This window comes from Paenibacillus oryzisoli (genome assembly GCF_001653565.1).
In the GTDB taxonomy this organism is placed as follows: Bacteria; Bacillota; Bacilli; order Paenibacillales; family NBRC-103111; genus Paenibacillus_E; species Paenibacillus_E oryzisoli.
This window is the reverse complement of sequence record NZ_LYPB01000074.1, coordinates 23,184-48,199: the sequence shown is the minus strand read 5'-3', so window position 1 is coordinate 48,199 and position 25,016 is coordinate 23,184. Positions and strand designations below refer to the sequence as shown.

The window sequence follows — 25,016 nt, the reverse complement described above, 5'->3', positions numbered from 1 at the left end:
ACGAGTAAATAAAAAGCTATCCTCACGTAGAACACTAATGTGAGGATAGCTTTTTATTTATATCATGTAAGTATTACAGTTAATAATAGTCTCGTATAACCGATACAAGCTTCCCCATTAATTGTCCTTTGAAGGCTTCTGAAATCGATTGACCTGTTGGGTTTGAATAATGGTAGCTTTTCATCTCTGCATGATAGGAAAAGCCTAGTGCGAGTAAGAAGTCATGAAGTTCGGAGGGGAATTGGTCGAATCCTACTGTGTTCATATAATAGTCTGTAGCACAGACTGTTACATCAATATCGCCTTTTCCAGTAATGACACTTAGGATATCCGCAGGGTCTTGTAAAATCCATTGACCTTTCGAAAAGATGGATAACCTAGGGTTATCCAATGTAGCGATTGCTGTTAGATTGACACCGAAAATGTCATTGACGAGACTTCGTATCTCCGCTCCTGTGATTGTAGGTCCATAGGACAACAGATATTTGTCCATAACTTCTACCTTTGTCATAGACATGATTTCAGAATCGTGATCCGTAGTGGCAGGCTCAAATCCAAGTGATTGCCTAACATGTTTCATGATTTCGAGAGGGTATAAGGCTAAAAAACTGCCTTCACCTTTAGCGGAAATGTCATCTAAGCTAATGTGATAAACGATTTCGATAATTTCTCTAATCTTATGGCCAGTTAGAAGTTCGCGATGGGAGGCCAAGTGGCTGTCCATGACCGCTATTTTCGACATCGTACTATCCTCTTTTCGTTGTTGATGGAATTTCTAATGGATATGCGTCCTTCGTAAGTTTAATCTAAACTAAGCAATCTAGTCAGAATCGGCGGAATTTCTAGCGGATCAACCATGACCTCGATAACCGTAGCTGTCTTGGACTGTAAAGCTAACTGAACCGCGTTCTTAACGTCTGCTTCATTTTCACAGCGAAACGCCGTAGCTCCCATAGATTGGGCAAATAAGCTAACATCCAGCGGTCGCTCATAGATAGCGCCAACGGACCGTCCCGTGTTATACGACATACCCTTTTCTACCATATCTAACCGACCGTTATTCAAAACAAAGAAAATAACAGGTATCCCATGGTTAACTGCTGTCGAAATTTCTGTACCATGCATCATCATGCAGCCGTCGCCGGTCACACAGACAACAGGCCGTTCGGGCATGCCAATTTTCGCGCCGATCGAAAAGCCGATCGCTGCCCCCATGGTTATGAACATTTCAGCTAAAAAGAATGTCCCAGGCTCTATGATTTCGAAATTTTGTACGGCATGAAAAGAGTGACTTCCTGCATCCCCGAAAACAACCGCCTCTTTCGGAAGCACGGCTCGCAAACTTCTGAACGCCGCCCCCGCTGACAATGCGGATTCCGTTGGAGCGATCGTTGCCGCCACTTGTGCACGAGATACTAGCACTTCATGCTCTTTGAGGGATGCACCGCTCTGCAAGATGAGTTGATTCAGGTTGTATTGAATATCGCCTAGGATGACTTGCGTCGGCGCTTGAAGGGTTTTACCTGCGAACGTAAGGTCATACTCGAATTGCAATACTTTCTCGGGCTCCATATCTGCCGTAAATCCGGACAAAGACATGTCGCACAGTTTGCTGCCAACAACGATCATCAAGTCAATGCCGGATTTCATATATTCTGTCGCATATTTGGAACCGCCGAGGCCATATCCGCCCAAGTATAAGGGATGGTTAGTGGAAAATGCTCCTTTCCCACCAGTTGAAGTTACGACAGGTATCCCCCAATGTTCGGCAATAATCCGCACTTGGTCGTATGTTTCCGCCGCGACAGCGCCTTTGCCCAGAAAGAGGACAGGTTTCTTAGCCTCATTGATTAAGGATAAGGCTTTATCAATATCAGGGGATACAACGGGTGAAATGTGGTCGGGCAAAGGCAAATAGAAGGATTCCACTTCCTCCATCAGCACATCAAAGGGGATACAAAGATGAACTGGGCCTTTTTCACCCGTGTAGGCTTTTTCCAAGGCATGTTTAAGGTATAGGTGAAGAAGATCTCCTCGCTCGACGCGAGCACTAAATAGGGTTACTGGTTCGAACATTTTAACCAAATCTACCGAAAATTGGCTTGAATCCTGACTTAAAGCACGTCCAGTCTCTTGCATCGAAGGCTGTCCGGTGATGAATAATACAGGTAACTGGAACTCTCTGGCATGCCCAGCGCCTGGAATTAGATTCGTTCCTCCAGGTCCGGAAGTGCCAATCGCGATCCCCACCGTTTTCTTCGCCAGTGCATAGCCTGACGCTTCAAACCCGCTGCCGGCTTCGTGGCGACCTAACACATATTCAATCCCATAAGTGTCAAGTTCCAGCATCAGCGGAGAAATGGACTTTCCAGGAATACCGAAAACGTGAGAAATTCCCCAGTTCTTAAAATGCTCGACTAATAATGTATACACTCTCTTTTTCATCATATCACCTTTACAATTTGGTATCGATTTCCATTGTATTCATCAACAACTGCTCAATTTCTTCTACAGGTAAAGGTCGATGATAATAAAAACCCTGTACTTCATGGCAGTTCTGACTACGGAGAAAATCTAATTGTTCCTTCGTTTCTACACCTTCTGCGATTACATCAATTCCAAGGTTATGGGCCATAGCTATTATTGTAGCTACAATATCTGCGTCATTCGAATCCGTCATTATGTCCCTGACAAAGGATTGATCAATCTTTAACCGATCAATGGAGAACAATTTTAAATAGTAGAGATTGCTGTAGCCTGTCCCAAAGTCGTCGATGCAAATTTGTATGCCTAATTCCTTCAGTTTTCCGAGTACCTCGATCGCGACTTCAACATTCATCGTCATCGACTCTGTAATTTCGAGCTCTAGGTATTGGGGATCTATGTGAGTTTCGTGTAAAATCTCAGTAATGGTCTTTACCAAATTCTGCTTTGAAAATTGACGAGAAGAAAGATTGACCGATACGCTCATAGGCGCGTATCCTTTTTCTTTCCATATTTGATTTTGAATGCAAGCGGTTCTAAGCACCCATTCCCCAAGGGGAACAATGAGTCCCGTTTCTTCGGCGATCGGGATGAACTTAGCTGGAGGGACCAAGCCGAGCGTCGGATGATTCCAGCGAACGAGAGCCTCGGTACCAATAATTTTCCCTGTCAGCGTATCGATTTGGGGCTGGTAATATAACACGAATTCCTCTAAGCGCAGCGCTTTGCGGATTGAATTCTCCAAGGTAAGCCGTTCAATACCACTGTTGTTCGGGCTAGGTTCGAAGATGGTATAGTTGTTCTTTCCGTCTTCTTTCATACGGTACAGAGCAATATCAGCGTTCTTCATCAGCATCTCGCCATTCTGGCCATCTTGTGGATAGAAGGCAATACCGATACTAGCCGTTATATAGAACTCATAACCGTCCACTGCAAACGGTTTCTCGAATGCTTTAATGATCACTTCGGCAACATGAATGGCTTCCGTATGATCCGTCATCTCTTGCATGAGGATTGTGAATTCATCCCCACCCATTCTTGAAACCAATTGATTAGGAGCATTGCAGCACGTTTTTAGACGCTCAGCAACTAGCTTCAACAGTGCGTCACCGTTGTTATGACCCAGCGTGTCATTAATCTTTTTGAAGCTGTCCAGATCGAGAAACATGACGGCAAAGATACTTTTTTCTTTTACCCCGTGTTTCAGCAATTCATCAATATGCCGGGTAAAAAATCTTCGATTCGGTAAACCAGTTAAATCGTCATGATAGGCCAAATAATTAATCTGCTTTTGCGTATGATAACGTTCCGTGATATCCCGAAACTGCGCAAATGCACCCATGATCTGCATATTCTCATCGCGAATAGGGAAAGCGTCGAATAGGCAAACCAGCTCGTCTTGCCCCTTCTGAGCGGGAAGTATCAATTCCATATCTTCGTATTCTTTTCCCGTTTGAAGGACCTCTTTAATGAAATCATTTGTTTTGGCATCCGGAATAGGTTTATTAATGACGTCCTGCTTTTTGGAGCCAGTTAAAATTTCGGCAAACTTGTTAAACTCGGTAATGATCCCATCCCGATCAGTAATAATAATGCCGTTTCTTGTTGTTTCGATGACTACCTGATTCAAAATGTGCAGTCGTCTATTTTGCTTTTTCAGCATGAGTTCTCTTTCGATCGAATCTACGACTGTGCATAGCATCGCCAATAAAAATGGATTATGCTGATTAATCGCTGTCATGATCGATATCGTCCCGAGCAAATTGTTGACATCCGTATATTTGAAGGGTACTGTATAGCAGGCAGAGGATCCCAAAAATTCGTAATAATGCTCGTCCCCAAGAAGTTGAATCGGCTGACAATGTTCCAAAACTAAATTAACGCTATTGGTTCCGGCTTCATGTTCGTTGAATACGAGACCAACTTTGATGCCCGATTGCTCAATCACATTCTTAATCGCTTCATCTCCGGCCATTTCCAGAATGCAGCCATTCTCATCCGTAATTAAGATCAGTACGGGTATCCCTTTCATGAGCTCTAACATTTTATGAACAAAAAAATTAATAACGGATAATATTTCTTCGTATTCGGCCCGTTTTAAATTCAAATCCACTTCTGATAAAACGTTAGAAAAGGTGGGAGTCCCCCGCGGATTAATACCTAGCTTTTCACATCTCATTTTAGACTCCGAGATTAAAGATACGTTGGTCAAAGCAATCCCCCTTCGCTACCATGAAATTGCAATAAATTATAGTTGAAAAATCTAGAGTAACCCCATTATATATCGTTTCTTTTTCATTATGTCTATTCATCTCGTTTTTTGTCAATTTTTTTCTAGCTGTCAAACTGTACTTCTCTGTAAGCGATCTGGACGGGATATTTGTCTTAACTGAAGACACTACTTTAAAGTATATCAACATCATCTTCAGCGGTTAATGGCCGACTCTGAATTGGTTTCTTTCATATAATAAAATTCGATAATTTTCAATAGATTCCTACTTATAAAATAAATATGGTACTTAGTACCTAGTTTCACAGATACTTTGTTTACTCTAAAAATTAACAAAATGCATGGCAAGTTTGGTAACATAGGAAACGAGGAATGAAAGATGATTCCTGAATGGGGGCTAGAGCAATGAATTATAATGCGTATTTATCCGTTCTCCTAATTGCTGCGACCTGCTGTTCATTGGTCATTGCCTATCTTTGTTGGAAAAGAAGAGAGCTTCCCATTGCCATCAGCTATGGTTTAGGGGTGTTAACGGGGGCGTTTTATACTTTCGGCTACGCCTTCGAAGTCGTTAGTACATCGATAGCGCAAATACAGTTCTGGCTGCGTATTGAATATATAGGGATTCCATTTGGTACCGTCCTGTGGTTTGTACTTGTTCTACAGTACACTGGTCGACAGAAATTAGTCAGCAAATGGGTCGTTGCTCTCCTCATGATCGTACCGATAATAACATTTATTTCCCATAATACGAATGAGTGGCATCATTTATTTTATTCAAGCATGACATTAGATTACTCCGAAGGATTCCCTCTCGTTACCATGGAAAAAGGACCTTTATACAAGCTGCATGTTGCTTACTCGTATTCATTCTTTGTAGTCGGTATGGGCATGCTGATCCAAATGTTCCGTAAAGCAACACCTCGAATGAGGAAACAAATCGCGTTTATGATTATTGGTTCATGGGGCCCGTTCGGATTTACTTTGATTTATTTAAGTGGTCTATTCTACCTGCCAGTCGATATTTCCCCATTCGGCTTTATATTCTCAGGCATTTTCTACCTCTGGGGAATTTATCAATTCAATATGCTGCGATTAGCGCCCTTGGCTCTGCAGAAGGTGTTCGCATCGATGCAGGATGCGGTTATGGTTTTTGATTTGGATAACATCCTGACTAGCTTCAACCAATCCAGTAAGCGTGTTATTGCAGGTATTAATCCGAGTTGGATCGGGCAGCCTGCTGTTCAGGTCTTCTCTCAATACCCCGTCTTGTTAGAGAGGGTAAGACAGGGACCAACATTGGAAAATAAAATTCAAATTTCAAGTAGGGCTGATCAGCGATTTTATAATGTCCACTTGTCCTATATTCATGATCATGTGCAAAAGCCTGCCGGCAAAATGCTCTTGTTAAGCGATGTCACAGAAATGGTGCGATCTGAAGAGATTCTGCGCGATAATGCAAGACAACTGAGTGAGCTTAATACCTTCAAGGACAAAATGTTTAACGTCGTGGCGCATGATATTCGTGATCCATTAGCTGTCCTCATCAATTTAGTAGAAATTATGGAAGACGATTTGCAGGATGTCGAGGGGGATTATGAAGAGATTGTACTCGAAATGAGCCAACAGATTCAGAATACGTTTACGTTGGTAGAGAGTTTACTAGACTGGTTTCGAAGTCAGAGTGGTGGCATGATGTTTAATCCCGTTGAACGAGACTTGGCACAAACCATACAGACGAACTTGCGCATGATGCAGATTCGCAGTGAGAGTAAGCAGCTTAGGATGATCAATGAAATTCCTAAGGATACGTTCGTGTACGCAGATAAAGAAATGCTTGATCTCATTATCCGTAATTTGTTATCGAATGCGATTAAATTTACAGGAATCGGAGGCACAATCCGGTTGCAAGCGGCCTATGAATCAGATGCCGTCGTTGTATCGGTGAGCGATACAGGGGGAGGCATGACATCCGATCAGGCGAGTATGTTGTTGAAAGAGGCCTATCCGGTTTCGTCAATGGGGACTGCCGGCGAACGAGGCATCGGACTTGGGCTAACCCTATGCAAGGAGTTCGTACACTTAAACGGTGGAAAGATCTGGTTCGAGAGTATACCCTTGCAAGGAACTACGTTTTATTTTACCATGCCAACACGTCCTGAGGCGTCAACAATACGAATAGCACATGAGGGAGTGCGAGAGTGATGAAAGTCATCCTGATTGACGACGAGAAGGCCATGCATCTCATCATGAAGCGGATGCTCGCCAAAATATCAGACATCGAAGTTGTGGGTTGTTTTTTAGCGGCGAAAGAAGCTTATGAGTACTTGACCACGCACGAAGTGGATATGGTTTTCGTCGATATTAGTATGCCGCGGGAAAATGGCTTGGAGTTTGCTGAGCGTGTGAGGGAAAGAGGGGGAGATACCAAGATCGTGTTCATTACCTCTCATAAGGAATACGCCTTATCTGCTTTCGATGTATATGCCTTCGACTACATCGTGAAGCCTGTTGTGCAGGAGAGATTGATTAAAACTGTGGAGCGGGCTCGTGCGGAGATAGTTCCAGAAATAGATAGGATGGTTACTTCATCCGAATCTCTAATCGATCCACTGACGAATCGAGAATTAGATATCGCATTAGCCATCATAGATGGATTGTCCAATATGGAAATTGCCAAACGGTTCGGACTCACGGAAGGTACGGTAAAAGGGCACATCAATCGTTTATATGGGAAGTTAGGCATTAAACGACGCGTACAAACTGTTGCTAGAATGAAAGAGTTAAGAATGCTGCCTTAATAGGTCTAACTACATAGAAATAAAGCGCCCATACCTGCCATAAGTATGGGTTTTTCGACATTTATTTTCATAACTATAACTTTAGTTACAATTTATTTTTGGGAGTAAAGTCTATAATTGCCAGTAGAAATAGAGTTTCGACAAAAATTGATAGGAGTGAGATTGTTCCATGTTAAAGAAGAATCAGGGGTTTAGGAAGCTAGTTTGGGGAAGATTATTATCTTTTCTGCTAGTTTTAGCGGTGGTTATTTCGCCGTTTAGCGCGAGTTTTTCGGGGAAGGCGTATGCGGATACCGAGACAGAACTTGCCTTGGTGAGCGCTATTGCTAGTGATGACAATTCGCAGGTAGTGCTAACATTCAACAGAGATGTATCGTCCGAAGACGGTTGGTCAGACAAGATCGAGTTAAAAGGAACGTATGATGGTTACTTTTATGATGATTTTTGTTATGCGACAATGAATGAGAATACGGTAACGTTAAATCTGGACTCAAGTTTGATTGGAGATAAAAACCAAATTCGCATCAAGGCAGGTGCTTTTGAAGGACAGAACTCCGATATCATTAGTGACGTGTTTGGTGTTCATGATTTGAGTACACCACAAGTTATTAGCTCGGTGATCAGCAGTGATCAGCATAACGTTACGTTGACATTTAACGGGGATGTACAATCTGTATCGGAATATGTATATAAGTCTGTGGATTATAAACTAGTTCGTGGAAGCGAATATATCCCTTTTACAGCTGCAGATCAGGTTGTATTATCTGGTAATACGATGACAATCCAATTCCAAGTACCTCTAACTGGAAAGCCGACGATTAGGATCGCGGAAGAGTCTTTGCAATTCGTTGGTGGAAATTTGAAGACAAATGCAAGCGATCTATGTATCCGATTGAATGCAAATCCGATCGAATTTGATGGTTATGAGCTAAATGATGGAGATACAATAACGAATTCAGAACTAAACGTATATCTTTCTCAAGATGTTATTAGTACAGGTAATGCAGATGCCTTGAAAGCAGCCGTAACGATAGCGAAATATGATGCTATCACGAGTGCATTTGGTGCGTATACCGCTTTAGCTCCGAATGATACTGTTTCTTTAGATACTAACAGCAGCAATTATATCTATATCCGTTTCTTTGAATCGTTGACGCCAGGCAGCTACAAAGTGAAAATCGCGGCTAATGCCTTGAAAAATAGTAATGGTCTTATTACTGCTAATGAAATTACCTCCGATGAGATTGTTGTTGGTGATCATAATGCACCTGTTTATCAAGGTTTTGAGGTTAATGCAGACGGTAATGTAGTGACGTTGACATTTGATAAGGCAATTAGTTTAAATCCGAATGAACAAAATTGTAGTTGGGTTTGGGGTTGGGTGTGCACACAAAAACCATTAGCAGAGTTTGTTTATTTTAAAACAAGTGAAAATGGTTTTCAGCAGCTGACATCGAATTACGGGACTGTGCAAATAGAAGGTAAAAAGTTAATTATTACCCTTAATTCAGCACTTTCAGGAGCTACAAACAAGATTTTCATTTCTGAGAGAGCATTAGTAGATGAGGCAGGCAATGTTCTAAACACAGGGATCACAACAAACTATATTGATGTCACTGGCATTGGTACACCGCAGTATGTTCGTTCAACTATTGACAACCTGAATCACGATTGGAACTTATATTTTGACAAAAATATAAAAATAAATTCTGCATTTGTAGGCGATCTTAAAGCAGCGATTACCCTCTCAAAGGATGGTCAAGCTCTCACTCCGTTAAATACCCTTGCAACCATTACTTATAGTGAGAATAAAGTTGTTCTGCATTTCGTCAACGCGCTTGTTGATAGCAATATTCAGGTTAATGTACCAGCTGGTGCGTTTACATCTGAAAATAATGTAGTTTTGACAGATGCGCTTACAACGGAGCCAATTTCGCCCAATAGCTTTTACGAGCCTAAAATGTACTATCAATTCTTGGTATCTCAGCATTCAGTGAAAATATATTATTCAACTCGGCAAGGACATCTGGTTGACAATACAATCAATGGAACGGGTTCTCATCTCAAGGATTATATAACGTACTCAACGGATAAAGGTGTGACGTTCTTACCTCTTCAGTCGGAGGATAGTGTTATGCTAGATGAAAGTAGCATTAATGTCTATTTTGATCATGTCATCGAAGGCAATTTGCAAATTAAAGTTGCTGGAGATGCACTCAAAGATTCAACTGGCGTAGTATTGACTACAGATACAGTCACGGAAGATCTGAATACAACGAATTACCCTCCTTATTTAACTGGATCGTTTTTCAGCAATGTTGCTAGTGTTCTAACATTCGAGGATAACGCAACTTGGAGAAGTAAAATTCAACGTGTTGTATTAGCAGAGAGTGCCTATAACTGGTCTGAACGAACTTTATCTCCAAGTGAGTATACGATTAGTGCGGGGAAACTAATCATCAAGCAAGGAGTTTTAGAGAAAGATTCTTATTACCAAATCAGAATTTACTCAGACGGGTTCAACACTAGCTATTCAAATGGTATGAGTGCTATGAATAGTCAAGATTCCTACTATATAACGCCAGTGAAAATAAATACGACTAGTGGAATAACGGCTAAAGTGAAGATTGCAGAAAACCAGGACGGTGGACATTTGCATGTCATCTTCCAATTGATGAATGATCAAACACCGGTAAGTATTGTTGCTGCAGAATCGGATTATTTCAGAGCAGGAACATTCACAGCCAACTTTAATGTAGCTGATGCAGCAACGAACGCAAAGTATATGGTGAGAGCTTTCATAGTAAGTGAATATAGCAATAGTCCGTTGAGTGTTGGTGCCAACCTAGCTACACAAATTTCCGATGCGGAATATGATTTGATAAGCAACCAAAACGAATAATAGTAACTAAATAAAATCACATTGAAACTGCCCACGCGGGCAGTTTCAACAGTTAAAGAAAGTGAGGAATGAACACGGTGAAACCTTTAAAGCTTATTCTGAGCTCATCCATAGCTCTATCTATAGTACTGGCTAGTACAGCCATAGCACCTTTAGCCGCACTAGCAAATTCAGTGCCCCAAGTTAGTGTCGCAGCAATTCCAGCGGTAACACTAGGTGGAACGGTAACAATTTCGGGTACTTCCCTGAATGGGGAAATCATCTTGAAGGTAATTGGTCCGACGGGTAGTGTCTTCTTCTTCGATGTTGTTAAAGCCACGAACGGCGCATTCTCAGATACTTTCATCGTGGGTACCAGCGAGCTAACGGGCACGTATAAAGTCGTTGCTGGATATGGGGATACGGTAGATACGGAAGACTTTATTGTTAAAGCGCCACCAGTCGTTGTTGGCGGCGGAGGCGGTGGTGGTGCTGGTGGTGGCGGAGGCGGAGGCGATGGTGGTGGCTCAGGTGCCAGCAACACGGTAACTCCTAACAATGTCGAAATCCATCCCGATGCTGTTAAATCGAACAAAGTGACAGGTCCTGACGGAAAATCGACGACAACTGTGACGATTGATAACAAATTTTTGGGCGATGCGTTTATTCAGCTCAAAAATCAAAGTGAAACGGAAGAAAAGCAAATTATCGCGATTAAAATCGGTGCGGTTGAAGCAAACGGGAAGACAACAATTGATATCCCAGCCTCTGTGCTTGTAGAAGGAATGAAGAGTGCGCCTGATGCGCTAATCCGCATTTATTCAGGTAAGGAATCTTATTTACTTCCTCTATCCGTGCTAGATCTTGCAAACCTTGCTAAATCCCTAGGTACCGACAGTTCAAGTGTGATTCTTCACCTTAATATTTCGGTGATGGGGACGGACATTGAGAAGAAGATTCAAGAGAGTGCGGCAGAAGAAGGCGCTACCTCGTTAGGACATTCTGTTGATTTCAGTATTACAGCTGAAAGTAACAATAAAAAAGTCGATGTGAACAACTTTGGCAGTGTCTACGTGGAGCGACAAATCGTATATTCAGGAACGATTAAGCCTGAAAATGCAACAGGTGTCCTTTATGATCCTATTACAGGGGATATTTCTTTCGTACCTACAGTGTTCACAGTGAACTCGGATGGAACGACAAATGCGAATATCAAAAGAAATGGAAACAGTATTTATTCCGTGATTACAACCTTCAAATCCTTTGATGATATCAAAGGACATTGGGCAAAGTCGGACATCGAATTGCTAGCTTCCAAGCTGGTCGTTAGCGGTGCAACAGATACAGGCTTTGCTCCAGAAGCGAATATCACTCGCGCTGAATTTGCAATGTTGCTCGTACGTGCGTTGGCGTTGACGTCGAATGCAGGAGCAGCCTCATTCAATGATGTGGATGCCACGGATTGGTTCGCAGGAGCCGTCGGTGCTGCTGTGAAGGCCAACCTAGTGAGTGGCTTCGAAGATGGTTCTTTCCAACCTAACGCGCCGATCACGCGTGAGCAAATGGCGGTTATGGTGGCAAAAGCGTTAAGCGCTGCGGGTAAAACAGTTGAAGGCCAAGCCGAATTGTTGAATAAATTTAACGACAACGCAGCAATTAGCAGTTGGGCTAAGACATCTGTTTCACAATCTGTGAAAGCGGGAATTATCTCCGGAATGACAGACAGCACATTCGTTCCAACAGCAAATGCTAGCCGCGCACAAGCGGTTGTCATGTTGAAGCGATTGCTGCAGTACGCGCAATTTATTAACTAAAGCATAACAAAAAGGTCATCTTCGCGATGGCCTTTTTTGTCGTTCTATTTTAATGTAAACCTCGCTTCGTTACGCTACTTTCTCAACACTAGGTTCCTCGGTCGGTGAAGTCTTTCTGATAAAGAAGGCCAGCACCAGCGCGGCGAGTGTCATCCATGTTGCGATTTCGAAGGAGAAGTTGATTCCATATACCGTGGCATGATGAGTTACGTCGGCCATAGCCGCCGCGTCCTTCGGATCGATTTTGCCTGCGATGACAAGGTCTTTCGCGTGTGAAGTCGCTGCATTGGTCATAATCGTAACTAGCAGTGCCGCACCAAGAGCCCCCGCAACATTCCGAAGCGTCTGAGACATCGCTGAGCCATGAGCGTTCAAGCGTCTTGGCAATTGGTTCAAGCCTGCCGTTTGAATTGGCATCATCAGCATGGACATCCCGAACATCCGAAGGGTGTAGACCAGCATGAGATGGGCATACGTAGAATCGACGGTAAGCTTACTAAATTCGTACGTCGTAATTGTTGTAATCGCTAAACCGATGACAGACAACCACCGAGCCCCAATTTTGTCGAAAATGATTCCTGTCACAGGTGACATAATCCCCATTAGAATGGCACCTGGTAGGAGCAACAAGCCTGAATCCAATGGTGAGAATCCGCGGATAGTTTGCAAGAAAATAGGCAATAGAATCATACCTGAGTACATCGCCATGGTGATAATGATATTAATGACAGTGGTTAGAGAGAACATGCTGTATTTGAAAACACGAAGCTCGAGAAGCGGTTTCTCTGCTGTAAGCTCACGCCATACGAAGAGAGCTAAGGAAATCGCACCGACGATCAAGCAAGTCACAACGGTTGTACTGCCCCAACCATCGGTACCAGCGTCACTTAATCCGTATAACAAGCCACCAAAGCCGAGGGTGGAGAAGATTACACCAGGGACATCGAATTTAGGTATCGATGTCTTAATGACATTTTTCATGGAGAAAGCGCCGTAAATGAAGGCAATTAATGATAATGGCAAGATGATATAGAACAGGACACGCCAAGAATGATGCTCAACAACCCAGCCAGACAGGGTTGGGCCGATCGCAGGGGCAAGGATCATGGCAAGGCCCATAAGTCCCATAGCTTTACCACGTTCAGCGACAGGGAAAATCGTTAGAAACACAATAGACATGAGCGGCATGAGAATCCCAGCGCCCACAGCTTGAACAAGACGCCCCACAAGCAGAATTTCAAAGCCGGGAGCGAAGGCACAAATAATGGTGCCTACTGCGAAAAATCCGGATGCAATCAAAAATAGGTTGCGAGTCGTAAAGCGCGTGATTAAATACGCACTGACAGGAACGAGCACGCCGTTCACGAGCATGTATCCATTAATTAACCATTGGATGGTATTTTCGGTGACGTTCAGATCTCTCATCATGCTGGGTAAGGCGACATTCAATAAGGTTTGAGCTAATAGGGCTACAAAAGCCGCGATCAGCAAGGAGGCAACGATCGGCCCCCTTCGTAGGGTGTTCGTAACTGCATTACTCATACGTAGAATCTTCCTCCAGTTCTTGGTGCAGGATGCGCACAATTTTTTGATGAATACGAAGTAGACTGTCGATTTCATCATCGGACATTTGCAAGAGTGGAGACATTCGCTCCACTTGGTTTTCTCGCACTTGTTGAAGCAACAGCTCGCCCTTGTCTAGCAGCTTAAGGATAACGGACCGGCGGTCTGTGCTAGATTGTTCGCGAGACACCATTTGATCTCTGACCATGCGATCAACAATGCCGCTCGTCGTGCTTTTGCCCAATTGAATGCATTCGGCTAGCTCCGATAGCGTGATGCCAGGTTTCTCACTCAGCTTGCGCAGGACGAATGATTGAATCGGTGTGATATTTAAATGCTGGTAAGCTTTACTCATCACCTGATGAAAGGCTTGTTTGACCTCTCGTGCGGAGTGGATGATCTCGAGTGTACGCTGTTGCTGCTGATCGTCCATGTTCATTCATTCCTTCAAATTAAATTTCGTGGGCGAATAATTCGTATACGAACTATTATAGAAGCGCAGATAAAGTACTGTCAAACTGATAAATTTGGTTGTTTGTCCTAGTTTGTGCAGAAAAGCGGATATTATGCAGTAAATATTTGGTAGAAAACCCAACACAACAAGAGCAAAATGGGCTGGATTTCAAACAGAATAGCAATAGCTTCTATGTGGAATTTAATGAATTCGCTTTCAAATAATTTTTCTAGATATTGCTATAAACATTGTTGTATAGTTATAAAGAACTATTGTTTCGACAATGAATTTCATTTTTTTTATGAAATTAGGTCGTTAGATCTATATTACAATAGATCTAATTTATATAAGAAAGAGGATACGGAGGGATTAATTTTAAACTGTGTTCGAGATTTAAGCTGTAAATATTAATTAAGAAATAGGAGGACGTTAAGCAAATGGTCATGAAAAGCGGGGCAGTATCACGATTAATGAATTGTTTATGGATTTTTATTTTAATTTTTTCAATAGTACTTGGTCCTTTTCAACGGGCGAATGCGGCCACTTACCTAGTGGATGCCAACTATGCAGATATGGATTTTGGAGTTCCTACAGGGAGTGGCTTGAACTTAAACTCCACGTATACATACACCAATGTTTTTAATAAAAACGGCATCCAAGTAGATGCGAAAGTAAAAGTTGTTGAACAAGTAAATAGTGCAACGTTTGGACTTTTTGATGATCCTTCTGGCGTTGAAAAAAGGTATCAACCTACGATTAGCACACCCAATGGAGCCGGTTACTTTAATTTAAAATTTGATTTTATTGAACATCAATCAGGTGATCCTGTATTGCTCAAAAATTTTTATGTAACAATAGTTGATCTCGATGGAAGCAGTTCATTACAGGAATATATTGAAGCCTCGGGTTTCGCGAGCTACACGAAGAGTAGTTTAAATGAACTAGTCATTGGAGCTGGTTCCAATGGTCGAACGAAATTCAGAGGGCTGGACAAGTCACTCAATGGTGTTGCATTCGATAATACGGCCTCAGTTATACTGAATTATACGGCCCCTATCAGTACCTTAAATTTGGTCATGGGAAACACAGGCACAGCTTCAACTGCGAGACAATTCTCAGTTAATTTCGGTGCGGCTGGCGGTATTTTCCAAACTCCACAAGTAGTTCAAAATGGAAATTCGCCGACGGTTGCAGTCAGTATTGACGACGGTAATGATGGTATTCTTACAGCTGGCGTAGATAATATTGGTGCAGTCAGAATTTATGGGACAACAACTGCGGAAACGGGTCAAACAGTCACTCTTGCTGTGACGGATTCTGTCGGTAGTACGCTCTATTTTACTGCGACCGTTGATAGCGAAGGAAAGTATTCTACACTGGCTGACTTATCAGCCTTAGCGTATGGAACGATTACAGCAAATGCTAGTGTCGTTAACAAAAATGGCAACCCGGCAACACCGGCAACCGATTCCACGAACAAAATAAACACGAAACCAGTGGCGTCGGGCAGCAATAATGCAACGCAAGTGGACAACCCGGTCAGTGGTACAGTGAGTGCAACTGATGCAGAGGGGCAAACATTAACGTATACGGTTGTTACACAACCTACCCATGGTTCTGTCGTGATGCAAACCAATGGAAGCTACACCTATACACCGACAGCAGGTTATACAGGTTCAGACAGCTTTACATTTAAAGCGAATGACGGACTTCTCGATTCCGACCCAGCAACCGTGACACTTACCGTAACATTAGGTAATACGGTCCCAACGGCAACAAGCGCAACTTATTCCGTTGAAGCTAATACCGTGTTGACAGGAACGTTGGGAGGCTATGATGGAGATGGCGATTCTTTAACTTATAGTGTCGTTACTCAGCCGACCCATGGAATGCTAACACTCGATGGGAACGGTTATACTTATACACCGACAGCAGGATATAGCGGTCCAGATAGTTTTAGTTATAAAGTGAATGATGGTAAAGTCGATTCTGCACCAGCAACGGTGACACTTACCGTAACACGAACTAACACGGTCCCAACGGCAACAAGCGCAACCTATTCCGTTGAGGCTAATCATGTGCTAACAGGAACGCTTGGAGGGTATGATGCGGATGGCGACCAGTTAACGTATAGTGTCGTTACCCAGCCAGCCCATGGAACGGTAACGCTCGATGGGAACGGTTATACTTATACACCGACAGCAGGATATAGCGGTCCAGATAGTTTTAGTTATAAAGTGAATGACGGTTCTACAGATTCTGCACCAGCAACCCTGACACTGACGGTAACTCCAGAAAATACAGTTCCAACGGCAACAAGCGCAACCTACTCCGTTGAAGCTAATCATGTGCTAACAGGAACGCTTGGAGGGTATGATGCGGATGGCGACCAGTTAACGTATAGTGTCGTTACCCAACCAGCCCATGGAACGGTAACGCTCGATGGGAACGGTTATACCTACACACCGACAGCAGGATATAGCGGTCCAGATAGTTTTAGTTACAAGGTAAATGATGGTCGTGTGGATTCTGCACCAGCAACGGTGACACTGACAGTAACCCCAGAGAACACGGTTCCAACGGCAACAAGCGCAACCTATTCCGTTGAAGCTAATACCTCGCTGATCAGAACGCTGGGAGGCTATGATGCGGATGGTAATCCGTTAACGTATAGTGTCGTTACCCAGCCAACCCATGGAACGCTAACACTCGATGGTAACGGATTTACCTATACACCGACAGCGGGGTATAACGGTCCGGATAGTTTTAGTTATAAAGTAAATGATGGTCGTGTCGATTCTGAACCAGCAACGGTGACACTGAATGTCACATTACTCGAAGGCTGGGTAGGTGGGCGAACGCTCTTAGGATCTTCAGCGAAATGGGTCGTGGCACCAGATAGTCCATTAAAGTTGTCTGCCATTACAGCCTTAGAAGCCACCTCGGTGGAAGCTGCATTTGATTTTGCCCTCAACGATAAAGTAACGCTTGTACTAGCGAATCCGACGAGCTTCAATACGGATGGTTATAAGTTGTGGGAAGCAGTCACATATCGGTTACCTTCAACGGTAACTTCAGGCACCCATAACGCAATCTTTGTTTCCAAGAAGAATGGTCTTGATTTACCAGCAGAGCCGGAAGCGAAACTGGCGAACAACCAGTTTGAAGTTGTGAGTGCGGTAACGATCGCTGGGACAGTCACAGACCGCGATACGCACGCCCCTATCGTAGGTGGTAAAGTGTCACTTTATGACCCTACAGGCACACATCCTGTTGAGCAACATGATCCGATATTCACTGATGTGAACGGGCACTATCAGTTTACTGATGTACCAACCGCACACTATCGCGTTGTCGTAGAGAAAGATGGTTATGCAGCACGGAATCGAATTATTGATGCGCTTCCGACAGTTGCGGGTCAAACGACAGTTACAGCAGATTTTGAACTTGTAAAATATATTCTTAAACTAAAAGCAAACCCTAGCTCCATTGTTGGAGATGGTCATACGAAATCAACGCTTTCAGCGGTTCTGACAGATAAGGATGGCAATCCGCTCCAAGGCGTGCCGGTGACTTTTACGGCTGAATTTGGCACATTTATTGGCTCACCAATTGTGCTCACGGATGTAAATGGAAAAGCAACAATCCAATACCAATCTGTTAAAATTGAAGGGATCCTGTCGCAGAATATTCCAGTAACAGCAACTGCGAACGATGAAGCCCGTGAAATTTATGCGCAGGAGCAAATTATCGTTACTTTCGAACCGGCCTCCATATCTGGTATTATTGCCACAACGAAAGATGGCGTGCGCTCTATTGTCCCTGGTACACGTGTAAAAGTAACAAAGGATTTTAACGGTGACGGCACGATCGATTTCGCTGCAGAAGCTGTGACAGATGAGAACGGCAGCTACAGCATCGCTGTTCCTAGAGGTGACGTACAGTACGACATTGAAGTTATTAAGTCCGTTCAAATAGGGAATGAGACCAAGGATTTCTCCTTCAAGCAAAAAGTTGATGTTGGTGCTGTCACGGGTAACGGTAGCGAGGTGTTTGAATCCAATAAAACACTAACGGGTATCCTAGTGACGCAACAAACGAATGGACAGAAGAAAACGTTAGATGAGAACAACATCAATGATCAAAACTATGCTCGTCAGATCCGTATTAAGCTGAGGGATCCAGATACCAATAGTTTCATCACAGTAGACGGTGAAAGTTCCTTCCCATTAACGCAAGAGGGTGTCTTTAACGTCCCGGGTCTGACAAGAGACAAGGTGTACGAACTTGCTATTGTTTATTTGATTCCAGATGAAGAAAATCATGGTACTGACAAGGAAATTATTATTAATGTGCTTGATAATACAGGTACATTGCCTACAGTGAAGGTTTCCTCAGACGGTGAATTGAATATTCTGGATGAGTTAATTGATCCTTACGGAGACATTACTAATGCGGAAACGCACGCCTTGATTGATGGTGCTCATGTTATTCTCTACTATGCGAATACACCGAGAAACGTGACTAATCATATCGTGCCGAATACACAGGTTGTTCTTCCAGCGATTCCGGGCTTCGCACCGAATGATAATGCGAATCCTCAAACAAGTAAGGATGGCGGACAGTATGCCTACATGGTATACCCGACAAGCGATTATTATTTGGTTGTAACGGCACCTGGTTATCTGACTTACACAAGTCCGACGATATCGGTTGAATACACGATCGTACGTCATGATATTGCGATGACGCCAATTCCAGCGGATACATCCTCTGGCAGTGTTTATGTGAAACCTGAGTCAGGCAAGCCGAATGTGATTGTGAATGCATCCATAACGCAGAGCAGACAGGAAGAGAACAGTACAGGTTTTGTCAAAGTAGAATACAAGAACGATGGTACTTCACAAGCGAATAACGCCACGGTTACGTTAACTCTCCCAGAGGGTACAGTCGTTACAAATGCAGCCGGCGGGGTAGTAAATGGCAACATTGTGGTGTGGAATGTTGGAGATTTAAAGGTTGGGGATCAAGGCGTATTTAATGTTCAAGTGAAATACCCAGCAATTAAAGAGTCCGAAGTATTGGTGAAAATTAAAGTTGCAGGAAAGTCAGCAGATAAAGATCTACTTGATCCTGACACAGCGCAAACATCCCTACAATTATTGCTATTCTCCAATCGTGGAGAGCACTTAGATCACACGAGATTTATTCTTGGCTTCCCTGATGGACAGTTCAAACCTAGCAAAACGTTATCGCGTGCAGAACTTGCAGCTATTATTGCGCGATTAGTTAATGGTGGAGAAACGAATCAGAAGTCGCAAGCGAAGGATGTTCCAACAAGCCATTGGGCAAGTGGTTATATTCAAATTGTAACCACACAAGGCATCTTTACTGGGTATGATGATGGCACATTCCGCCCGGATATAGCCGTATCACGTGAAGAACTCGCAGTTGTGATGACGCGATTCTTGAAGCTAGAAGTTTCACGTCCGATTACACCGCATTTTGCGGATGCTCAAGGACGCTGGTCTACTGCAGCCATTGAAGGATTATTCCGTAATGCGCTAGTGAACGGTTATGAGGATGGTAGTTTCAAACCGAGTAGTCCGATTATTCGACTTGAAGCAGTTACATTGATTAACCAACTCCTTTTCCGTGGAACACTTGATAATGCGACGCCATCTTTCCCAGATGTGACTAAGCAGTCATGGGGCTTCGGACAAGTAGAGGAAGCGACACATTCTCACATATCTACACGTAAAGCAGATGGTAGCGAAAGCTATGTAGAAGCTAAAGCAGATCACATTAACTAATAACGAATAGAAGGCTGGGCCGTATGTAGATTATTCTACAGAGGCCCAGCCTTTTGTGTTAGGAGGAATCGTGTGACAATGGTCTACAACTGACTCCTGCGCACACCCGCGTAGGCCATAAGGACCCCGATCGTGAAGCATACCAGGGCTGCCAGCATAAAGACACCATAACCATCTTCGACAGAGAGGTTATTGACGATCACCATCGAAGAGTTAGCGAGAACGAATGCGCTCACGATTAGAGCGGGCATCGTCTTCCGAAACATGCCGAAGTATAGTGGGATTAAAGACACACTTGCACAGGTGAAGGCGAAGATGAGCATGCGAATCACCTCTGCGATCAACCGAGCATGTGTCAGCGTTTCGGTCATGTAATGATAGTACGAATTGGCAATCAGGAGTGAGATTACCACGAAAATATTGTTGAATAACTCTGTGACAAAGGTCCAAGCCGCGATAATGATCAATTTGGCCAAGAAAATCATATTTCGAGGCACGGGGTAAGCGAATAGCAAAGTAATCGTTTTGTTCCGATACTCATCAATGACCATTCGGGACATGAGGACAGAAGCGAAAATGATGAAGGTAATACCGGAATAGTTCATAATACTTTGGAAAACACGGTCATAGGTTCTGACTTCATTATTCGGCACGTCACTGCCAATGACCCATAGTGCGACTAAGAGATTGGTAATCACGGCGCCAAGCAATAGCCCGCGCCACTTCGTTTTCTTTAGTTCCAGCTTAATGAGCTTCCAAAGCATCACGGTTGCCTCCTTCGATGACCCCGAGGAAGTAGTCTTCGAGCGAGCGGGTCTTCTTGTTCAGCGCCTCGACGCCAATCTCATGCTGCACGAGTAAGCGATTCAGCTCTACTGGAGCAAGGCGGGCATCATAGATCCGTATGGTGTTGTGGTCCATAATTTTAAAGTTAACGATAGCCAGCTTATCCTCCAGAACCAGCACAGCCCGCGGCACATCCGTCACGACGATCTCTGTATACTCGTTATGCCTTCCACGAACCTGTTCCATGGACACCTCTTCGAGCAGCTTGCCATGGTTGATGACACCGATCGTATCGGCCAATTGCTCGATTTCCTGTAAAATATGGCTAGAAATAAGCAGAGTCATACCAAATTCCTTGCTCAACATGCGAAACAAATCGCGAATTTCACGAATCCCCGATGGATCCATGCCATTCACAGGCTCATCGAGGATGAGCAGCTCAGGCTTCGTACAAATGGCCCTGCCAATGCCTAGACGCTGCTTCATACCCAGTGAGAAATCCTTCACAAGCTTATTACCAATGTCGGAAAGTCCAACGAGATCTAGTGTTTCGCGGATAGCATTTTTATCATAGTAGCCCATATATTCGCAGTGCAGCTCCAGATTCGCGCGTGCCGTCAGATGATCATAGAAGATCGGATACTCTATAATACTGCCCATCCGTTTCATCGTTTCGTAAGAGTGGGGGGTGAGTGGAGCACCGAACAATTCGATCTCTCCACTAGTTGGCGCGATGAGATTCGTAATCATCCGCATGACTGTTGTTTTGCCCGCACCATTGGGACCGAGGAAACCATAGATCTCGCCACGGCGGACGTGCATGTTGACAGCGGAGACAACTTCGGTCTTTTTGTACCGTTTAGACAATTGTTTGGTTTGAAGGATAAAGCTCATCACATAAGGTTCCTTTCAAAAGCGGATTGTGGGAAAACGGACCGTAAATACAGTCTTCACATAGGGAATGCTGTGCAGGGAAATGCTTCCCTCCATGAGTTCAACTAACCGCTTCGTAATCGTGAGACCCAGGCCGCTGCCTTGATAGGTCTGGTTTCTGGAATCCTCTAGCGTGTAGAGTCGCTCAAATACATTCAGCCGATCTCGCTCATCGATACCTTTCCCTTGATCCCATACGTCGATATAGACGCCGTCTGCTTCTTGTCGCAGTGTGATGCCAATCCTGCCGCCATCGTTTCCATAACGTATCGCGTTGGAGAGTAGATTTTGCAGCACACGCCCTAGTGATTCCGTGTTGCCGTAGGCATAGATCGGCTCCTCCGGAATCGCCACATCAACCTCGAGACCTTGAGACTCAATTAATTCGTAGTAGAAAAGAATTCCGTTTCGGCAAGCCTCACTCAAATTGATTTTGGATAAAGGGATGGGGCGATCACCTGATTCTAGGCGTGCTAGATCAAAAAACTGGTTCGTCAAATTGAGGATATCGAGCGTTCTTTCGTGAACTTTGAGGGAGAGTCGCTTCCTTTCCTCGTCACTGGCAGTAAGATCATGTGCAAGAGTCTCTGTCAGGCCAAGCACTACTGTGAGCGGTGTTTTCAAGTCATGAGACATGTTGGAAACCATTTTCTTGATCGCATTTTCCTTACGGGTATAGTCGGCTTCCACTTTGCGATTCGCATCGAGAAGTCGGTTTATGGCAATGAGTAAGCGTTGGAGCTGGGTAGAATCGGTATGGAGATGAACCTTCTCGGAAGTTTCCTGATCGAGAATATCAGTTAGTTTCGTTTGCAGATAGCGGAGATGACGCGATTGGTCGATTCTGAACTTTACTTGAAGGCAGATAACGATCCCGAGAAGGATACATAGGCAGGGCCACACAACAGGCAGCATATTAGAAATCCCCCATTTTGTAACCAATCCCCCATACGGTCTTGATATACCGCGGGTGCGCAGGATCATCTTCAATCTTCTCCCGTAGCCGGGATATATGGACTTGAATCGCATTTACATCGTCATAATAAGCGTCATTCCAGACCGAACGATAGATTTGCTCCTTAGAGAAGGCGCGTTTGGGATGGGACATCAGCAGTTTTAAAATAAGGAGCTCCTTCGCCGTGAGGTTGAGGGGCGTATCGTTTTTGGTCACGAGATGCTCGTCAGGATGAAGCGTAAGCTCATGAATACGCAAGAGGGATTGCTCAGCATGTACAGCAGAAGGGCTGGCATATTGGGAGACCCGTCGCAAAATCGCTTTGACACGTGCGGACAACTCAATAAGGGAGAATGGCTTCGCCAAGTAATCATCTGCTCCGAATCCGAGACCTAATGCTTTCTCAACATCACTATCCTTCGCAGACAAAATGAGAACAGGCACCGTACTTCCGCTACGCACTCTACGCAGCACCTCCATACCATCGATCCCAGGCAGCATCAGATCCAGCAGTATCATATCAAAAGCTTCTTCGGCAAAGAGCCTCAGCGCCGCCTCCCCGTCAGGGGCATGTCGAACGGCGAGACTCTCTTTGGTTAAATGGTTATGGACCATTTCAGCAATAGCCGGGTCATCTTCTACAAGCAAAATGCGATTAGGCATATCAGTTCCACCTTTATGTCATATGCTTCCAGTATACTGCTTTGTCCGCACATAATGAAACGGCTCCTTATATCGAAACATCACGCTTTGCGAACACATACCAAGCTAGAGCGAGGAATAACAGCTGGTAACCCGCTAACATGAGCAATGAAAAAGATAAAGACATACTGGCCATAAGCGGCCTGCCATCCACATAACTCAACAAATTCGTATTGGCGAAAATCAGAAATTTGGACCACTCAAACTGTTTAAGCACGTAGGCTAACTGCCCGCTGGTCAATAAGAAGAACAAGGAAATCCCGATGGCCATAGAGCTTGCACGAAACACAGAAGAGAACATGAAGGCAAGTGTGACCATGACGATTAATTCGATGCCGCTGTAACCGATCGCTCTCCAGGAGTAAGCAGCATTCGAGAAGGCAGCCCCAGCATGAAGCTCGGAAGCACCACCCCATCCGAAGAACATGCCGCCTGTAAACATCGTGGTTACTAACAGCAATAGTGTAAGGCCTAACCCGAATAAGAGGACGGTTGTGAACTTGGATAGTAAGATCGTGGAGCGGCTGAAGGGGCGAATCAGCAGTAATTTGATTGTTCCGCCAGAGAATTCGGAGGCTACAATGCCCGCGGCTACAATAATCGTAAACAAGGTGACAATATCCATGAGATTAGGGATCGCAGAAAGGCACAGATCTAAGAACTCCCAGACATTGTTTACGGTAAGTTCCTCTTCGTTCGCATACTTACAGAGAAGGGCGACCGCAATAACTAGAATCGGAATGAAGGCAATCATCACCCAGGATCCAATTTTGGTGAAGATCTTAATGCCTTCATTTTGCACGAGTTTGGTGAAATTAAGCATAGCTGGCAACCTCCGTTAGCCTGATATATTTCTCTTCGAGTGTCAGCGTATCCGTCTGAGACTGTAGGTCTGAGAGCGAGAATGTCGTTCGCAGACGGCCGTCTATGACGACCCCGAAGCGGTCACACATGAGCTCCATTTCGGCGAGCAGATGGGAGGACACCATCACCGCGAGGCCTTCTTCCGCTGCCAGCTGGCGGACGAGCTGGCGCATTTCGCGAATGCCTGCGGGGTCAAGTCCGTTGGTTGGCTCATCGAGGATGAGCACAGCGGGGTTATGGAGCAGAGCCTGGGCGATGCCTAGCCGCTGGCGCATGCCGAGCGAGTAGGTCTTCACCTTATCGTGAATGCGGGCTGACAGCCCGACGAGCTGCACGATCTGGTCGATACGGCTCTGGGGAATAGTCCCCACCATGCGAGCGAATTGTTTTAGATTTTGCATCCCGGTGAGATGCTTGTAGAGCTCGGGATTCTCGATAATCGCGCCGACATGCCGAATCGCTTCGCGGAAGCTTGTGCGAATGCTGTGGCCGTTAATGGCGACATCCCCGTCGCTCATGCCGATGAGGCCGACCATCATGCGGATGGTTGTCGTTTTGCCCGCGCCATTGGGTCCGAGGAAGCCGAATACCTCTCCAGGGAAAAGTTCAAAACTAATCTGATCCACGAGGTTCCTGTGTCGAATCCTCTTCGTCAGATTACGTACTTCGACAACGGGTTGTTTGGTCAACTTGTTCCTATTGCTCATATGCGCTACCTCCGATTAATTGGATACGC

General features: G+C 44.4%; 15 protein-coding genes and 1 pseudogene. 5 read left to right on the top strand and 11 right to left on the bottom strand.

Annotated elements, in window-relative coordinates; genetic code table 11:
• Positions 1-79 precede the first annotated feature (79 nt).
• The 3 genes from A8708_RS20325 to A8708_RS20315 are packed head-to-tail and all read right to left on the bottom strand — an operon-like array spanning position 80 to position 4,696.
• Entirely contained in the window at positions 80-742 is a 663-nt protein-coding gene (locus tag A8708_RS20325; RefSeq protein ID WP_068666806.1) for a hypothetical protein, read from the bottom strand.
• Positions 743-801: 59 nt separating this feature from the next.
• Positions 802-2,445 (bottom strand): thiamine pyrophosphate-binding protein, encoded by a 1,644-nt coding sequence (locus tag A8708_RS20320; protein ID WP_068666803.1) that lies wholly within the window; start codon positions 2,443-2,445, stop codon positions 802-804.
• 10 nt (positions 2,446-2,455) lie between these two features.
• Positions 2,456-4,696 (bottom strand): EAL domain-containing protein, encoded by a 2,241-nt coding sequence (locus A8708_RS20315; protein WP_338044213.1) that lies wholly within the window; start codon positions 4,694-4,696, stop codon positions 2,456-2,458.
• 423 nt (positions 4,697-5,119) lie between these two features.
• Here A8708_RS20315 and A8708_RS20310 point away from each other — a divergent pair, with 423 nt between their 5' ends.
• The 4 genes from A8708_RS20310 to A8708_RS20295 all read left to right on the top strand — a co-directional run bounded on the left by A8708_RS20310 (position 5,120) and on the right by A8708_RS20295 (position 12,210).
• Positions 5,120-6,919 carry a sensor histidine kinase gene (locus A8708_RS20310; RefSeq protein WP_068666801.1) on the top strand — a complete coding sequence of 600 codons (1,800 nt, stop codon included), beginning with the start codon at positions 5,120-5,122 and terminating at the stop codon, positions 6,917-6,919.
• Entirely contained in the window at positions 6,919-7,515 is a 597-nt protein-coding gene (locus tag A8708_RS20305; protein WP_068666799.1) for a response regulator transcription factor, read from the top strand. Before A8708_RS20310 ends, A8708_RS20305 begins: the two co-directional genes overlap by 1 nt.
• A 169-nt stretch (positions 7,516-7,684) precedes the next feature.
• Positions 7,685-10,417, top strand: coding sequence for a hemoblobin-interacting domain-containing protein (locus tag A8708_RS20300; RefSeq protein WP_068666797.1), 2,733 nt, complete (start codon positions 7,685-7,687; stop codon positions 10,415-10,417).
• 77 nt (positions 10,418-10,494) lie between these two features.
• Entirely contained in the window at positions 10,495-12,210 is a 1,716-nt protein-coding gene (locus A8708_RS20295; protein ID WP_157264911.1) for an S-layer homology domain-containing protein, read from the top strand.
• 69 nt (positions 12,211-12,279) lie between these two features.
• On the opposite strand, the gene A8708_RS20290 is transcribed toward A8708_RS20295, so the two are convergent.
• Complete coding sequence (locus A8708_RS20290) at positions 12,280-13,752, bottom strand: DHA2 family efflux MFS transporter permease subunit (RefSeq protein WP_068666793.1); 1,473 nt, start codon at positions 13,750-13,752, stop codon at positions 12,280-12,282.
• A complete protein-coding gene (locus tag A8708_RS20285) occupies positions 13,745-14,206 on the bottom strand; it encodes a MarR family winged helix-turn-helix transcriptional regulator (protein WP_068666791.1) in 462 nt (153 codons plus the stop codon). Before A8708_RS20285 ends, A8708_RS20290 begins: the two co-directional genes overlap by 8 nt.
• Positions 14,207-14,664: 458 nt before the next feature.
• Between A8708_RS20285 and A8708_RS20280 the strand changes: the two genes are divergently transcribed.
• On the top strand, positions 14,665-20,040 hold the full coding sequence (locus tag A8708_RS20280; protein ID WP_068666789.1) for an Ig-like domain-containing protein: 5,376 nt from the start codon (positions 14,665-14,667) through the stop codon (positions 20,038-20,040).
• An 83-nt stretch (positions 20,041-20,123) separates the two neighbouring features.
• On the opposite strand, the gene A8708_RS20275 is transcribed toward A8708_RS20280, so the two are convergent.
• The 6 genes and pseudogenes from A8708_RS20275 to A8708_RS20250 all read right to left on the bottom strand — a co-directional run.
• Complete coding sequence (locus tag A8708_RS20275; protein ID WP_068666787.1) at positions 20,124-20,804, bottom strand: ABC transporter permease; 681 nt, start codon at positions 20,802-20,804, stop codon at positions 20,124-20,126.
• Positions 20,785-21,720, bottom strand: a complete 936-nt coding sequence (locus tag A8708_RS20270; protein ID WP_068666785.1) for an ABC transporter ATP-binding protein — start codon at positions 21,718-21,720, stop codon at positions 20,785-20,787. Before A8708_RS20270 ends, A8708_RS20275 begins: the two co-directional genes overlap by 20 nt.
• Before the next feature lie 15 nt (positions 21,721-21,735).
• Positions 21,736-22,671, bottom strand: a complete 936-nt coding sequence (locus tag A8708_RS20265; RefSeq protein ID WP_420848591.1) for a sensor histidine kinase — start codon at positions 22,669-22,671, stop codon at positions 21,736-21,738.
• Between the two features lie 4 nt (positions 22,672-22,675).
• Positions 22,676-23,377: a response regulator transcription factor gene (locus tag A8708_RS20260; protein ID WP_068666781.1), complete on the bottom strand. Its 702-nt coding sequence runs from the start codon at positions 23,375-23,377 to the stop codon at positions 22,676-22,678.
• Between the two features lie 67 nt (positions 23,378-23,444).
• On the bottom strand, positions 23,445-24,239 hold the full coding sequence (locus tag A8708_RS20255; protein ID WP_068666779.1) for an ABC transporter permease: 795 nt from the start codon (positions 24,237-24,239) through the stop codon (positions 23,445-23,447).
• Positions 24,240-24,282: 43 nt separating this feature from the next.
• Positions 24,283-24,987: pseudogene (locus A8708_RS20250) on the bottom strand (ABC transporter ATP-binding protein); the annotation flags it as partial.
• Positions 24,988-25,016: the final 29 nt, after the last annotated feature.

Coding starts and splice junctions, on each gene's coding strand:
- A8708_RS20325 (WP_068666806.1), bottom strand. CDS start 742: ATGTCGAAAATAGCGGTCATGGACAGCCACTTGGCCTCCCATCGCGAA.
- A8708_RS20320 (WP_068666803.1), bottom strand. CDS start 2,445: ATGAAAAAGAGAGTGTATACATTATTAGTCGAGCATTTTAAGAACTGG.
- A8708_RS20310 (WP_068666801.1), top strand. CDS start 5,120: ATGAATTATAATGCGTATTTATCCGTTCTCCTAATTGCTGCGACCTGC.
- A8708_RS20305 (WP_068666799.1), top strand. CDS start 6,919: ATGAAAGTCATCCTGATTGACGACGAGAAGGCCATGCATCTCATCATG.
- A8708_RS20300 (WP_068666797.1), top strand. CDS start 7,685: ATGTTAAAGAAGAATCAGGGGTTTAGGAAGCTAGTTTGGGGAAGATTA.
- A8708_RS20290 (WP_068666793.1), bottom strand. CDS start 13,752: ATGAGTAATGCAGTTACGAACACCCTACGAAGGGGGCCGATCGTTGCC.
- A8708_RS20285 (WP_068666791.1), bottom strand. CDS start 14,206: ATGGACGATCAGCAGCAACAGCGTACACTCGAGATCATCCACTCCGCA.
- A8708_RS20280 (WP_068666789.1), top strand. CDS start 14,665: ATGGTCATGAAAAGCGGGGCAGTATCACGATTAATGAATTGTTTATGG.
- A8708_RS20275 (WP_068666787.1), bottom strand. CDS start 20,804: ATGCTTTGGAAGCTCATTAAGCTGGAACTAAAGAAAACGAAGTGGCGC.
- A8708_RS20270 (WP_068666785.1), bottom strand. CDS start 21,720: ATGAGCTTTATCCTTCAAACCAAACAATTGTCTAAACGGTACAAAAAG.
- A8708_RS20260 (WP_068666781.1), bottom strand. CDS start 23,377: ATGCCTAATCGCATTTTGCTTGTAGAAGATGACCCGGCTATTGCTGAA.
- A8708_RS20255 (WP_068666779.1), bottom strand. CDS start 24,239: ATGCTTAATTTCACCAAACTCGTGCAAAATGAAGGCATTAAGATCTTC.